Consider the following 14,406-nt stretch of genomic DNA (forward strand, 5'->3'; position numbering starts at 1 on the left):
AGTGGTGTTTTGTTGAAACGGTATGAGCGTACTCGTGCTTTGGTGGAGGGCGATCCGGCGTTGGCTCGGGCCATCGTGTGCGAGGTGGAGCGCGACGGGGCGCAAGATGCCGTCGCGGTGCTCGACGAGCCGCGCGAGGAACTGGTGATGGTGCAGGCGCGCGAGACGGCGCAGGGAAGCCTGTTCTTCCTGGGCGAGGCGCTGACGACGTCGTGCCGCGTGCGCGTGGGCGACGCCGTGGGCTTGGGCCTCGTGCTGGGCAGCGATCGCTGCCGCGCCTACGAGCTTGCCGTGGTGGACGCGGTGTTCTCCGGCGCGGCGGGCGACGCGTGGGCTTCCCGTTGGGACGCTTCCCTGCGCGCCGAGCTAGCGCGCGTCGAAGCGCGCGACCAGCGCGAGGCGCGCCGCACCGCGGCGACGAAGGTTGATTTCTCGACTATGAAGGTGGAAGCATGACGATACGAGAAGACGCTGACCTGCATCGCGCCCAGCGGGCGTTCCGCTGCGTGCTCGATGCGTTCGCGCATCCGGGAACCGTGCACCAGTTGGTGCCGGCGCCCGAGAACCCGGCGAGCCCCGTTGCGCTCGACGCGTCGTTGGAGCTGGTGGTGCGCCTGTTCGTGGACCAGGCGGTGACGTTCTGCGTGGCCGATTCCGAGTCCGACGCCGTGGCCGTGTACCTCACGAGCGAGACGCACGCGCGTCGGGCGCCCCTGCGCGATGCCGACTTCGTAGTGGTGCCCGCGCGCGCCGACGCGCAAACGGCCAGCGAGGCCGTGGCCGAGGCGTGCCGCGGCACGCTGGTGTCGCCGGAGAAGGGAGCGACTCTGCTCATGGGCTGCGCGCGCTTGGCCGGCGTGCCCGAGAGCGGCGAGGTGACCGAGCCGGCCGTGCACGTGGTGGCGCTGCAGGGCCCGGGGGTGGAGCGCGAGAACCGCTTCGCCGTCGATCGCGTGGACTGGCTGCGCGCCCGCGACGCGCGCGGCGACGAGTTCCCTTGCGGCATCGAGATCGTGCTGGTAGACCCGGAGGGTCGCATAGCGGCCGTTCCGCGCAGCTCGAGCGCGCGACGCCTCGCCGACCCCGCAACCGGGTTCGGCGCCGACCCCGCGTCTGACCTCGCGCGCGACGCTGCAACCAACCCAGCGCCCGGCCTCGATCCCTCAACCGATCCCGCGTCGATGTTTCACGTGAAACAATCGACTCAATGTAGTGCGACAAAAGAACAAATGTTTCACGTGAAACATTCCGAGTCCGTGCCTGCTGAGGGGTTCGCGCCCGCCGCAACCGCCGCATCCGCTGCGAAGGGGGTGCGCTAGATGGGATACGTTGCCGTGCGCGGTGGCGGGAAAGCCATCGAGGAAAGCCTCAAGCTGCTGGAATACCAGCGCGTTAACGCGTCGTCCGCCTGGGGCACCGACGAGATCGAGGGCACGTTTCCCGAACTGGTCGACCAGGTGATGGGCGAGGCCTCGCTCTATGCGCCGCGTCTGGCTGCGCTGGCGCTCAAACAGGCGCAGGGCTCGCCCGACGAGGCCGTGTTCCTGCTGCGCGCGTTCCGCTCCACGCTGGAGCGCCCCTACGTGTCGCGTCCGGTGGACACGGGCGCCATGCGCGTGAACCGCCGCGTGTCGGCCGCGTTCAAGGACGTGCCCGGCGGCCAGGTGCTGGGTGCCACGCGCGACTACAGCCACCGTCTGCTGGCGTTCGACCTGGAAACCGAGGGCGCCGAAGAGCTGGCCGAGAAGCGCGCCGAACTGGCCGCCCACTTCGAGAAGGTCGCCGAGGCCCTCGAGGCCGCGCCCGACGTTGCGCCCGCCGCTTCCCCGTGCGCGGAGATCCCCGTAGGGGCGGGCTGCTGCCCGCCTGCGGGCGCCCAGCAGGGCGCCCCTACGAAGTCTCCCGACACCGCCGTGCCCGGCGCGCCCCAAACTCCCGCCACCCTTCCGCGCGTGCTGGACTACCTGCGCGCCCAAGGCTTGCTTGCGTACGTCGAAGCTGACGACGCGCCGCCGGTGGATGCCACCATGGCGCCGCTGTCGTTCCCGGCGCCGCGCTCGGTGCGCTTGCAGACGCTCGCGCGCGGCATGACGCAGGCCGTCGAGGCGCTGGGGTACGCCGCCATCCGCGGCTTCGGCCCCGCGCATCCCACGGTGGGCGAGCTTCGCTCCGGCCGCGTGGCCGTGGCCGTTGACCATCCGCTTGAGGCGGGCGGCGAGCAAGACGCCTACTACCTGGGTTCCGTCCCGGTGACCGAGGTGGAAAGCGTGTTCGAGAGCGAGGGCGAAAGCGATGCCGGCGACGGCGCGGCGACGGCCACGCGCTCCGATGGCGGCGGCCTGTCGCTGGCCATCGGCTACGGCCTGGTGTTCGGCCGCGCCGAGACGAAGGCCATCGCCATGAGCGTGCTCGACCACTGCCTGGAGCACGGCGACAAACGGTTCCCCACCGAGGACGAGGAGTTCGTGCTGTACCACGTGGACGGCGTGGAGGCCACCGGCTTCATCTCGCACCTCAAGCTGCCCCACTACGTCACGTTCCAGTCGAAGCTGTCCAGCGTGCGCGGCACGCGCGACGATCGCGGCGAGCACGACCGGCACGGCACGCGCGTCGCGCACGACCCGCAAAGTACGCGCGACCCGCACGACCAACCCGCCGAGTCGAAGGAGGCCCGCGATGCAGCAGCGCTATAACTACGCGTTCTTCGACGAGGCGTCGAAGCGCGAGATCCGCCGCGCCCTGATCAAGGGCGTGTCCATCCCCGGCTACCAGGTGCCTTTCGCCTCGCGCGAGATGCCCATCGGGCGCGGTTGGGGCACGGGCGGCCTGCAGATCACGCTGGCCATCATCGGTCCCGACGACACGCTCAAGGTGATCGACCAGGGTTCCGACGACAGCGTGAACGCCGTCAACATCAAGAAGCTGGTCGTCGACACCACCGACGTGGAGGTGACCGACGCCACCAAGGATGCCACGCTCATCCAGTCGCGCCATCGCATTCCCGAGCATCCGCTGGACGACGGCCAGATCCTCGTGCTGCAGGTGCCCACGCCCGAGCCGCTGCGCAGCTTCGAGCCCAGCGAGGCCGCCACGAAGCGCCTCCACGCCGAAGCCGACTACACCGGTGCGTGGCTGGAGCTGTTCGACCAGATCGTGCGCTTCGATGCCACCACCACCGGCGCCGACCATCCCGTGCAGGTGTTCGGCCGCTACGTGATGGCGCCGTCGCCCATCCCGCGCTTCGACAACCTGAAGCTGAACCAGGCGCGCCACCTCACGCTGTTGGGGGCGGGCCGCGAGAAGAAGATCTACGCCGTGCCGCCCTTCACCGATGTTAAGCCGCTCGATTTCGAGGACTACCCGTTCGCGGTGGAAACCTTCGAGGGAAAGCGCTGCCGCCTGTGCGGCGCCGAGGGAGTCTACCTGGACGAGCTGGTGGACGAAGCCACCGGCGAAACCGTCTATCAATGCAACGACACGGACTGGTGCACGCAGCGGCGCGAAACGACCGGCGATTCTCGGAAAGGAACTTCCCATGCTTGATGCGCAACGATTCGGCGTCGACGAGGAGCCGTGCCTGTCGGTGCGCCACCTGTCGAAGCGCTTCGGCGCGGGCTGCCCGCACTGCCTTGCTCCCGCGGCGCAGCTGGAACGCAACGTATGCCCGCGTTGCGGCACGGTGCACGCCGTGCGCGACGTCAGCCTGGACGTGTTCCCGGCCGAGATCGTCGGCATCGTGGGCGAGTCGGGAAGCGGTAAGTCGTCGCTGATGAAGTGCCTGTTCTTCGACGAAGAGGCCACCGAGGGCGACGTGCGCGCCCGTCCCTTCGACGGCGGCGCGGCGAACCTGCTGCAGCTGTCGCCCCAACATCAGCGCGCCATCCGCAACACGGTGTTCGGCATGGTGTACCAGAACCCCTACCTGGGGCTGCGCATGGATTTCTCCAGCCTGTCGAACATCGCCGAGCAGATGATCGCCGCCGGCAACCGCAACGTGGGCGCCATGCGCGCTCGCGGGGAGGAGCTGCTCGCGCGCGTGAACATCCCGCTGTCGCGCGAGGTCGAGCCGCCGCGCAACTTCTCCGGCGGCATGCAGCAGCGCGTCCAGATAGCCAAGGCGCTGTCGAACAACCCGCCCATCCTGCTGCTCGACGAGGTGACCACGGGCCTCGACCTCTCCGTGCAAGCCGCCGTGCTCGACCTCATCCAGCAGATCAGGCGCGACTTCAACGTCAGCATGCTGGTGGTCAGCCACGACCTGGGCGTCATCCGCATGCTGGCCGACCGCACGCTGGTCATGCTGGACGGCCGCGTCATCGAAAGCGGCCTGACCGACCAGATCCTGGAAGACCCCCAACACGCATACACCCAACAGCTCGTCTACTCCTTGCTCTGACGAGCAAGGAGTACGCCGACGCTGCGGGCTCTTCCGGTGTCCGATCTTGGCGCTCCAAGCCCTCGTCGCGTACCAAAGTACGCTTCCTCGGTCTTTCACGCCAATCTCGGGCACCGGAAGAACCCTCGCTGACTTACTACGCCAACATGTGACCCTTTGAAAGGAACCTGCACCATGGACACCAATTCTTGCATCATCCGCGGCGGCACGGTGGTGTGCGCCGACCGCGTGCTTCCCGACTGCGACGTCGTGGTCATCGACGGGCGCATCGCCGCCATCGAGCCGGTGGGCGCGTCCGACTTCGACGCGCAGCCCGATGCCACGATGGGCGTGCTGCCCGTGGTGGACGCGCGCGGTGCGTACGTGGTGCCCGGCCTCATCGACATCCACTCGGACTACGTGGAGAACGTGGCCTCGCCGCGCCCCAGCGTGGTCATGGACCTGTCCACGTCGCTGTACAAGGCCGACCGCGAGCTGGTGTCGCACGGCGTGACCACCATCTTCCACTCGCTGTCGGTGTACGGCGCGCACGTGTTCGACCACAAGCCCATCCGCGATTTCGGCAACGTGAGCGCCCTCATCGACCGCGTGGCCGCCCTGCGCGCGGGCGAGGAGCGCGACCACCTCATCCGCCACCGCCTGCACATGCGCGTGGAGCTGGACTCGGTGGACCTGTACGACGACATCGAGAGCTTCCTGCGCTCGGGCAAGGTGGACCTCGTGTCGTTCATGGACCACACGCCCGGGCAGGGCCAGTACCGCGACCTGTTGGTGTTCGGCGACACGCTGAAAGGCTACCGCGACGTCAGCGACGAGGACGTGCGAGACATCGTACGTCAGCAGCAGGAGAGCCAGAAGCTCACGTACGCCCAGATCACAGCTCTGGCGGCCGTGGCGCGCGAGCGCGGCGTGTCCATCGCCTCGCACGACGACGACAGCGAGGACAAGCTGGCGTTCATGGACGGCCTCGAGGCCACCATCTCCGAGTTCCCCATCTCGCTGGACATCGCGCGGGCGGCGCGGGCGCGCGGCATGCACACCATCGCGGGCGCGCCGAACGTGATGCTGGGCCACAGCCACTCGGGCAACCTCAGCGCGCGCGAGGCCGTGCAGGCCGGCGCCATCGACGTGTTGTGCAGCGACTACTACCCGGCGGCGCTGCTGGACGCGGTGTTCACGCTTCGCGACCAGTGCGGGCTCGACATCGCGAAGGCGTTCGCGCTGGTCACCATCAACCCGGCGAAGGCCGCGGGCATCGCCGACGAGGTGGGCTCCATCGCGGTGGGCAAGCGCGCCGACGTGCTGCTGGTGCGCGAGATCTCCTGCGGCGAAGGCGAGAGCTCGGGCGAGCACCCGGGCGCGAGGCCGGACGGTCGCGCTGCGCGCACGATGCCCGTGGTCACGCGCGCGTTCGTGGGCGGCCGCTCGGTGTTCCGCTCGCACTATCCCGACCAGCCGCGCGGCTACGGACGCGACACCGAGCAGCTCGTCTCGCTCGACCAGCTGACCCGCCCTCTGGCCAAGGCGGTGTAGCATGGCGCTCCTCCGAATCGACGGCCTGTCCAAAACCTTCCTGCTCCATCGCGTGAACCGGCGCGTGCAAGGGTGCCAGGACATCGACTTCGCCATCGAACCGGGCCAGTTCGTGGGCATCACGGGGCGCAGCGGCAGCGGCAAGTCCACCATCCTACGCTGCATCTGGCGCACGAACCTGCCCGAGCGCGGCCGCATCCTGTACGACTCTCAGCGCTTCGGCATGCTGGACCTTGCCCAGGCCACGCAGCGCCAGATGCTGTACCTGCGCGCCTACGAGCTGGGCTACGTCTCCCAGTTCCTCAACGCCCTGCCGCGCCAAACCGCCTACGACATCGTGCTGAAAAGCGCGTTGGAAGCGTACGGCGCCGACGAGCGCTCCCGCGCCGAAGAGGAGACCGAGCGCATGCTGCGCCACTTCGATCTGGACGAAGGCCTGTGGGAGCTGTACCCCCGCACGTTCTCGGGCGGCGAGAAGCTGCGCCTCAACATCGCCGCCGCCATGATCAAGCGCCCGCGCCTGCTGCTGCTCGACGAGCCCACGGCCTCGCTCGACAACGCGTCGAAGCTCAAGGTGCGCTCCCTCATCGAGCAGCTGAAAGCCGAAGGCACCACGATGCTCGGCATCTTCCACGACCTCGAATTCATGGAAGGCTTGTGCGATCATGAGTTCAACATGCAGGAGGGGATGATGGCGTGACGAGGATGCATCGCCCGCGCCCGACGCCGTGCGGTCGCGAGCAGGAAAGGGTGGCGCGCAAGAGAACGGATGTTTCACGTGAAACATCCGGAGGCGGCGACGGAGCCCCTTGCGGCGGCGACCTTCGTGGCGGCGGCGCCTTGCGCGGTCGCGCAACGTCGTCCCAATGGCAAAAAGCATTCGAATTCGGAATCTCGAGCTGTCTTTTCGCGGCGCAGGAAAGCGGAACGCTGGCAAAACGCCTGGTCGTGGAAAACCATGCCCCGACTTCTCGCATGGTCCGACCCTATGAGGCGGGCACGCCTTCCGAATTCGATGCTTTTTTGCCATTCCGAGCCGTATTCCGTACCGCGAAGGGGGAATCGTGATCGAAGATCTTCACGTGCATTCGACGATGTCCGACGGCTCGGACACGTTCGAGCAGGTGCTCGAACAAGCGGCGCAGCGAGGCGTCGAGCGCCTGGCGTTCACGAACCACGACACCACTGCCGGGCTGACCGCCGCTCGCGAGCTGGGCGAGCGCCTGGGCGTGCAGGTGGTGGGCGGCATCGAGGTGAGCGCCTACGATTTCGAGCGCGGCCGCAAGGTGCACATCCTGGGGCTGGGCGTCGAGGAGGGCGCGCCCGCGCTGGCCGCCCTGTGCGGGCCCACGCTGCAGCAGCGCAATGCGAACTCGCTGTGGCAGCTGGACCGGTTGGTGGAAGCGGGCTACGAGGTGGACGTAGAGCGCGCGCTTGAGCTGGGCCGCGCGTCCACGTGCCTGTACAAGCAGCACCTCATGGCCGCGCTCACCAGCGAGCCGTACCCCAGCGCCGGCTACCGCACGCTGTGCCGCAGCCTGTTCAAGAACGGCGGCATCTGCGACCGCGATATCGACTACGTGGACGCGCGCGACGCCGTGCGGGCTGTCGTGGAGGACGGCGGGCTGGCGGTGCTGGCGCATCCCGGCCAGCTGGACAGCTACGATCTGCTTCCCAACCTGGTGGAATGCGGTCTCGGCGGCATCGAGCGCTTCCATCCCGACCACACCTTGGCGGATCACGCTCGCTGCGCAGAGCTGGCTGTCCGTCACCGCCTCGTCTGCACGAGCGGCTCCGACTACCACGGAAGGTTCGGCAGGGTTCCCCACGTGGGGTTTCGCGTTCCGGCGTAGATTGCGCGAACCTTCCGGAGCGCTAGGGCGCGTGCCGCTGCGTGCGCAGGCCCGCCGAATCGGCCTGTGAGGCCGCCCTGCGCACCGACCGCTCCGTCCCCGCGATCGCCCTCTCCGCATCGACGCGCCCTGCGCCCCGCGATCGCGACCTCGTACGGGCGGGGGTTCGCGCGCTTTGGCGGTTGTACGCCGTCCGTCGACGCGCTACACTGGTCGCCATGACGCGCGACCCCTCATCGACTTCGCCGAACGCCCCTGATCCGAGGGGCGTTTTTTCGCGCGCCCGCATCGCTTCGGCCTGCCTGCGCTTCGCGCGGACCCACGCGGTGCTGCTCGTGTCGGCGCTCGCCGCGGCAGCCACCATGCTGGTCGTGCCGCCCGACGCCTCCTATCTGGGCTACTTCGATCTTAAAACGCTCGCTTGCCTGTTCGGCATCCTCGCGCTCGTCGGTGCGCTGCGCAACGCAGGCGTGTTCGAAGCAACGGCTCGCGCGATGGTGGCGCGTTTCTCCACCTGCCGCGCGGCCGTCGCGGCCATCGTGGGCATCACGCTCGTGCTGTCGATGATCGCCACGAACGACATGGCTCTCATCATGATGCTGCCCCTCTGTGCGGCGACTTTGCTCAAAGCGGGGTGGGAACGCGCGCTTCCCTTCGCGTTCATCATGCAGAGCCTGGCGGCGAATCTCGGCGGCATGATCGTGCCGTTCGGAAACCCGCAGAACCTCTACCTGTTCGAGCGGTTCGACATCCCGCTGACGGACTTCCTTGCTACCATGGCGTTGCCCTTTGCCGTGTCGGTGCTGCTCATCGGCCTGAGCTGCGCCCTGTTCGCGAAGCCGACGCCGCGCGCTTCCGAAGGGCGGCCTGCGGAGGGGCGGCACCTTGCGCGATCCGACGTCGCCCCTGTCGACCGTCGTCGCGCCATCGCGTTCAGCGCGCTGCTTCTGGTGGTCATCGCCTCGGTGTTTCGCCTGGTTCCGTATCCGGTTTCGCTCGTCGCCGTGGTAGCCGGCCTGCTCGTGCTCGACCGTCGCGCCCTGCGCTCGGTGGACTTCGGGCTGCTGCTCACCTTCGTCTGCTTCTTCGTGTTCGCGGGCAATATGGCGCGCATCCCCTCGGTCGAAGCGGTGTTGTCCCAGGCGATGGCCGATAACGCGCTGCTGGCCAGCGCGGCCGCCAGCCAGATCGTCAGCAACGTGCCGGCCGCGGTGCTGCTGTCGCATTTCACCGACAGCTATCAGGCGCTGCTCGTGGGCGTGAACATCGGCGGCGCGGGCACGCTGGTGGCATCGCTGGCCAGCCTCATCACGTTCAACCAGTATCGTGCCGTGCGTGCTGCGCTCGGGCGCCGTCCCGAATTGGCGCGCCAAACGGCGAGCGGCTTCGTCGCGCGCTTCACGGCTTTCAACTTCGCGTTTCTCGCGGTGCTGTATGCTGTGTGCGCCGTATGCGGATAGCCGCTCCATCGCTCTAGCGCGCTAAACCGCACGGCCCTCCGAAACGACCGCTCGGGGGCCATCACGCTCAACTAACCCTTCTCTTGGCGCTTAGACCTTTGATAAAGAGCGTCCGGGGCCGTATAGTAGTGCGACTGCATCATACTTATAGTGTTCGAGAAAAGCGGATGCAGTGGAAAGGGGAGGAACATGAATATCAAGAAATGGGGCGCGCTCGTCGCCGCAGGCGCGTTGGCCGCGTCGCTCGCGCTGTTCGGCTGCTCGTCCGGAGATCAGGGAACCACCACCAGCAGCACCAGCGGGAACGATGCGGGCTACACGTTGGTCAACGACGGTAAGCTGACGGTGGCGGCGTCGCTCGACTTCCCGCCGTTCGAGAATCTCAACGGCGACAAGCCCGAAGGCTTCGCGGTGGACCTCATGACCTTGCTGGCGGAAGAGATGGGTCTCGAGTGCGAGTATCTGCCGTCCACCAAGTTCGACACCATCGTGCCGCTCATCCAGACCGGCGGCAAGGCTGACGTCGGCGTGTCTTCGTTCACCATCACCGACAAGCGCCTGCAGCAGGTGGATTTCACCGATCCGTACTGCAACGTGAACCAGAGCATCACCGTGCGCAGCGATTCGGGCATCACCGACGTCGCCCAGCTTGAGGGCAAGAAGATCGGAGCCCAAAGCGGCACGACCGGCTACGAGTGGGCTGCCGAGAACATCAAAGATGCCGAGGTTACCGGTTACGACGAGATGACGGCTGTGTTCGCCGCGCTCGACTCCGGCCAGATCGATGCCGTGTCCGTGGACTTGCCGGTGGCGAACTACTACGTGAGGTCGTACTCGGACTGCCAGGTGATCAAGGAGATTCCCACGGGCGAGCAGTATGCCGTCGCAGTGAGCAAGGAGAACCCCGAGCTCACGAAGGCGCTGAACAAAGCGCTGCAGGCCGTGCATGACAACGGCAAGTACGACGAACTTGCCGCCAAGTGGCTTCAGTAAATCAACCAGCGTGACATCATGAGTATCATTCGATGCACGCGGATGCACCTGGCAAGTGCCGCAGCGCTTTTGGCCGCTGCGGCACTTGCCGTGCTGTTCGCGTTTCCGCTGAGCGCTCAGGCGATGGAGGTTGAGCGATGGACCGCCCAGCCCAACGACGACGCGCTCGAAAAGGTCATGGGCGCCACGCCCACGCGCGTCACGTGGCAAGGGCAGACCGCCGAAGACGAATCGCTGTCGGCGTTGGCTATCGATCTGCCCGAGGGCTCGTCAGTCGACGCCGAGAACGTCAAGGTTACCGTCATGAACGGCCTCGATCGCCTCGATGTCGCCTCGAAGGTGCAGGTTGACGGCGGATCGCTGGTCGCGGTGACGTTCCCCGAGGCCACGCCTGCCGGCTCTCTTGTCATGGTGGAGTGCAACCGCACGCTTTTGCCGGGCGATGGTGGAACCTTCGGCCTGACGGGAAGCTATACCACGGCGGACGGGCAGACGCTCGACATGCCTGCCACCGACAAGACGTTCGACGTGGTCAGCACGTCTCCGGCCGAGCAATTGTCCACTTGGCTCGGCATGCAGGATTGGGTGAAGGCGTGGAACTCCAACAAGTTCCTCCACCTGTTCTTCGACCCCAGCATCATCGTCACCTCGGTGCCGGTGGTGTTCAGCGGATGGCTTATCGCCATCGCGCTCGTCATCGTCAGCTTTCCGCTGGCCATTCCCATCGGCCTTCTGTGGTCGTTCATGCGCATGGCGAAAAGCCGTGTCCCGCGCGCTCTGGGCGCTACGTACATCAACATCGTGCGCGGTACGCCGCTGTTTCTGCAGATATACATCGCGTTTTTCGGTTTGCCGCTGCTCGGCATTAAAATGGATCTGTTCGTGTTGGGCGCAATCGTCCTCGTGCTGAACTCCAGCGCGTACCTGGCGGAGATATTCCGCGCGGGCATTCAGTCCATCAACGGCGGCCAGTTCGAAGCTGCGCGCTCCTTGGGCATGAATGGCGCGCAGACGATGTTCTACGTTATCATCCCGCAGACCGTGCGGCGCGTGATCCCCACGATGACGAGTGAGTTCATCCTCATGTACAAGGACACGTCGCTGTTGGCCGCCGTAGGCGTCATGGAGATCATGATGTACGCGAAAACCATCACGGCCGCTACGGGCAACGTGACGCCGTACATCGTGGCCGCCGGCTTCTACCTTATCGTGACCATTCCCATGACGAAGCTCATCAACTCGATGGAGCAGCGCATGGCGGGCGGCCGCAAGAAGCGTAAGAAGGGCGTGACCATCACGTCGGAAGAGGCCGTGCTGCCCGACTCCGATGCGGCCGTGTCCAAGAGCCTGCGCATGTCCGAGACGCTGGCCGGCTCCAACCATATCAGCCATTAAGGAGGTGCGGATATGAGCGAAGAAAGCACAAATGCAGCTGACGTGCGCGTCGGCGAGCCGGTGGTCCGCATCGAGGGGCTGCGCAAATCGTTCGGCGACAACGTGGTGCTGCGCGGGATCGACCTTGAGGTGCAACGCGGCGAAGTGGTGGTCATCCTGGGTCCGTCGGGTTCGGGCAAGTCGACGCTGCTGCGCTGCGTGAACTTGCTGGAAACGCCCACGGATGGGCGCATCTTCTTCGAGGACACCGAGATCACCGCGAAGAAGACCGACATCAACAAAGTGCGCGCCAAGGTGGGCATGGTGTTCCAGAACTTCAACCTGTTCCCACACCTCACGGCGAAGAAGAACGTGATGCTGGCGCAGCAGAAGGTGCTGCATCGCGGCAAGGAAGAGGCCGAGAAGATCGCCGTCGAGCAGCTGACCCGCGTAGGCCTGGCCGACCGCGTGGACTACAAGCCCTCCGAGCTGTCGGGCGGCCAGCAGCAGCGCGTGGCCATCGCCCGCGCGCTGGCCATGGATCCGCACGTCATGCTGTTCGACGAGGCCACCAGCGCGCTGGACCCCGAGCTCGTGCGCGACGTGCTGGGCGTCATGAAAGGCCTGGCGAAGGGCGGCATGACCATGATCGTGGTCACCCACGAGATGGGCTTCGCCCGCGACGTGGCCGACCGCGTCATCTTCATGGACGGCGGTTTCATCGTTGAGCAGGGCACGCCCGAAGAGGTGTTCGACCACCCCAAGTCCGATCGGACGAAAGACTTCCTGGGCCACATCTCATAGTTCCCGCCGTGCCCCGCCGACCAACCGATCAGGCGGGGCGCGGCAACCCCAAGCGAGCGGCACCCGCTTTGTCGTTTTGAGCGAGCGCACCGTGCGGAATCAGAAGATCCCGCACGGTGCTGGCTGCGGCGTCTGCCATCCTGAACGGAGCGCCCGCCAGGCGCGGAATCGAAGGATCCCGCACGGTGTCAGCCGTTAGCCTCCTTGCTATCGCCGTATGGGATCCTTCGACTCCGCGCCTGGCGGGCGCTCCGTTCAGGATGACGGCTTGCCATGAGCGACAGCCTATCCGTACAAATGTTTCACGTGAAACATCTTCGTCGGCACTTCGGAGCCCTCGCGTCCGCGTGCCCCCGTCCTGGCGCCCCGCGCCCGTCCACGAGCCGCGCCCCCGTCCTGGCACCTCGCACCTCTGTCGCGCTCAAAAAAATGGTATCCATCTTATAACATTTTTCTTGCAAATGATGGTACAATGCGTTCCATAGGCATCTGTCGGTACAGACGAGAGTAAGGGGGTGTGCGATGGATATCTTCTCCGATCCTGTGCTTCTGGCGCGTTTGCAGTTCGCTTGCACGGCGGCGTATCACTTCATTTTCGTGCCGTTGACCATCGGTTTGGGACTTATCCTTGCCATCAACGAAACACGGTACTACCGTTCCCGCGACCCGAAGGACGCGGCTGCCACCAAGTTCTGGGTGAAGATCTTCACCGCGACGTTCGTGTTAGGCTTGGCCACGGGCATCACGATGGAGTTCTCCTTCGGAACGAACTGGGCGGATTACTCGAGGTTCGTCGGCGACATCTTCGGTGCGCCGCTGGCCGCCGAGGCGCTGCTCGCGTTCTTCCTGGAGTCCACGTTCCTGGGCGTGCTGCTGTTCGGGCGCAGGCGCGTGTCGCCGAAGTTCTACATGGTGTCGGCCTGGCTCGTGTGGTTCGGCTCGGCTCTGTCGGCCCTGTGGATCCTCATTGCGAACTCGTGGATGCAGACCCCGGCCGGCGCGGAGCTGTCCGCCGACGGCTCGAAGGCCGTCATCACCGACTTCCTGACCGCGGCGATGAACCCGTCGGTATGGCCGCGCTACTCGCACACCATCGTGGCCGTGCTCATCATGGGCGCGTTCGTGGCCATGGCCGTTTCCGCGTGGTACCTCATCAAGAACCGCCACAAGGAATTCGCCATGAAGACAATGAAGCTGGGCGCCGTGGTGGGCATCGTGGTCAGCTGCGTCATGCTGGTCACGGCTCATTCCTCCGCCGTCACCGTCGCCGAGGAGCAGCCCACGAAGCTTGCCATGATGGAGGGCATGTACGACTCCGAGGTGCCTCCTCTGTACGCGTTCGGGTGGGTTGACGAGGAGAACCAGAAGGTCATCACCCCGTTCTCCATCCCGGGTGGCACGAGCTTCCTTGCAACCGGCACCTGGGACACCGAGTACGAGGGCCTCAACCAGCTGGCCGCTTCCGCCGAGTACGGTGCTCTCGATCCCGAAACCGCGCCGGTGAACTTCGTGTTCCAGACGTACCACCTCATGGTTGCCATGTACGGCCTCATCATGCTCACCGTTATCCTGGCGCTCGTATTCACGCTGCGCGGCGGCAAGATCCAGAACATGAAGTGGTTGCAGCGCCTGGTGCTCATCTCGCCGGTGTTCCCGCTCATCGCCATTCAGGCGGGCTGGTTCACGGCCGAAGTCGGCCGCCAGCCGTGGGTGGTGTACCCGTCCGCAACCAGCCCCGAAGGCGTCAGCCTGCTCACGAACGAGGGCGTCTCGCAGTCGGTGTCCGCTCCCGAGCTGGTAATCACGATGGTGCTGTTCCTGGTGGTGTACGCGTTCCTCATGGTCGCGTGGGCTCGCACGATGGGTCGCTTCATCAAGGAAGGGCCGGTTGCAGAGCACGAGCCTGCGTTGGAGGGCGCCGCTGCGGGCAAGACCCCGAAGGGCAAAGCAGCCCCCTCGTTCGGCGACGACCTCGCGAAGGAAGGTGAGTAGT

At 66.2% G+C, this 14,406-nt stretch carries 13 protein-coding genes; all 13 read left to right on the forward strand.

Annotated elements, in window-relative coordinates:
- Positions 1-12 precede the first annotated feature (12 nt).
- Positions 13-456 carry a phosphonate C-P lyase system protein PhnG gene (phnG, locus tag HMPREF1023_RS08450; protein ID WP_083802136.1) on the forward strand — a complete coding sequence of 148 codons (444 nt, stop codon included), beginning with the start codon at positions 13-15 and terminating at the stop codon, positions 454-456.
- Positions 453-1,319 (forward strand): phosphonate C-P lyase system protein PhnH, encoded by an 867-nt coding sequence (gene phnH / locus HMPREF1023_RS08455; protein WP_009305804.1) that lies wholly within the window; start codon positions 453-455, stop codon positions 1,317-1,319. The genes phnG and phnH overlap by 4 nt, the downstream gene beginning before the upstream one ends.
- The gene (locus HMPREF1023_RS08460) at positions 1,320-2,693 is read left to right on the forward strand and encodes a carbon-phosphorus lyase complex subunit PhnI (RefSeq protein WP_009305805.1); all 1,374 of its coding nucleotides are present in this window, start codon (positions 1,320-1,322) and stop codon (positions 2,691-2,693) included. It begins immediately after the preceding gene.
- Positions 2,677-3,543: an alpha-D-ribose 1-methylphosphonate 5-phosphate C-P-lyase PhnJ gene (locus tag HMPREF1023_RS08465; RefSeq protein WP_009305806.1), complete on the forward strand. Its 867-nt coding sequence runs from the start codon at positions 2,677-2,679 to the stop codon at positions 3,541-3,543. Before HMPREF1023_RS08460 ends, HMPREF1023_RS08465 begins: the two co-directional genes overlap by 17 nt.
- A complete protein-coding gene (locus tag HMPREF1023_RS08470; protein WP_009305807.1) occupies positions 3,536-4,396 on the forward strand; it encodes an ABC transporter ATP-binding protein in 861 nt (286 codons plus the stop codon). The genes HMPREF1023_RS08465 and HMPREF1023_RS08470 overlap by 8 nt, the downstream gene beginning before the upstream one ends.
- Before the next feature lie 174 nt (positions 4,397-4,570).
- Positions 4,571-5,929, forward strand: coding sequence for an alpha-D-ribose 1-methylphosphonate 5-triphosphate diphosphatase (locus tag HMPREF1023_RS08475; RefSeq protein WP_009305808.1), 1,359 nt, complete (start codon positions 4,571-4,573; stop codon positions 5,927-5,929).
- A gap of 1 nt (position 5,930) precedes the next feature.
- Complete coding sequence (locus HMPREF1023_RS08480) at positions 5,931-6,629, forward strand: phosphonate C-P lyase system protein PhnL (RefSeq protein ID WP_009305809.1); 699 nt, start codon at positions 5,931-5,933, stop codon at positions 6,627-6,629.
- 364 nt (positions 6,630-6,993) lie between these two features.
- A complete protein-coding gene (phnPP, locus tag HMPREF1023_RS08485; protein ID WP_009305810.1) occupies positions 6,994-7,782 on the forward strand; it encodes a phosphoribosyl 1,2-cyclic phosphate 1,2-diphosphodiesterase in 789 nt (262 codons plus the stop codon).
- Positions 7,783-8,117: 335 nt separating this feature from the next.
- A complete protein-coding gene (locus HMPREF1023_RS08490) occupies positions 8,118-9,242 on the forward strand; it encodes an SLC13 family permease (RefSeq protein WP_232228704.1) in 1,125 nt (374 codons plus the stop codon).
- A 189-nt stretch (positions 9,243-9,431) separates the two neighbouring features.
- Positions 9,432-10,235 (forward strand): ABC transporter substrate-binding protein, encoded by an 804-nt coding sequence (locus HMPREF1023_RS08495; protein WP_009305812.1) that lies wholly within the window; start codon positions 9,432-9,434, stop codon positions 10,233-10,235.
- 18 nt (positions 10,236-10,253) lie between these two features.
- Positions 10,254-11,630, forward strand: a complete 1,377-nt coding sequence (locus tag HMPREF1023_RS08500; protein WP_009305813.1) for an amino acid ABC transporter permease — start codon at positions 10,254-10,256, stop codon at positions 11,628-11,630.
- Positions 11,631-11,642: 12 nt separating this feature from the next.
- Positions 11,643-12,413, forward strand: a complete 771-nt coding sequence (locus HMPREF1023_RS08505; RefSeq protein WP_009305814.1) for an amino acid ABC transporter ATP-binding protein — start codon at positions 11,643-11,645, stop codon at positions 12,411-12,413.
- A gap of 522 nt (positions 12,414-12,935) precedes the next feature.
- Positions 12,936-14,405 (forward strand): cytochrome ubiquinol oxidase subunit I, encoded by a 1,470-nt coding sequence (locus HMPREF1023_RS08510; protein ID WP_009305815.1) that lies wholly within the window; start codon positions 12,936-12,938, stop codon positions 14,403-14,405.
- Position 14,406: the final 1 nt, after the last annotated feature.

Origin of the sequence: Eggerthella sp. 1_3_56FAA, from assembly GCF_000185625.1 — a bacterium.
Classification (GTDB): domain Bacteria; phylum Actinomycetota; class Coriobacteriia; order Coriobacteriales; family Eggerthellaceae; genus Eggerthella; species Eggerthella lenta.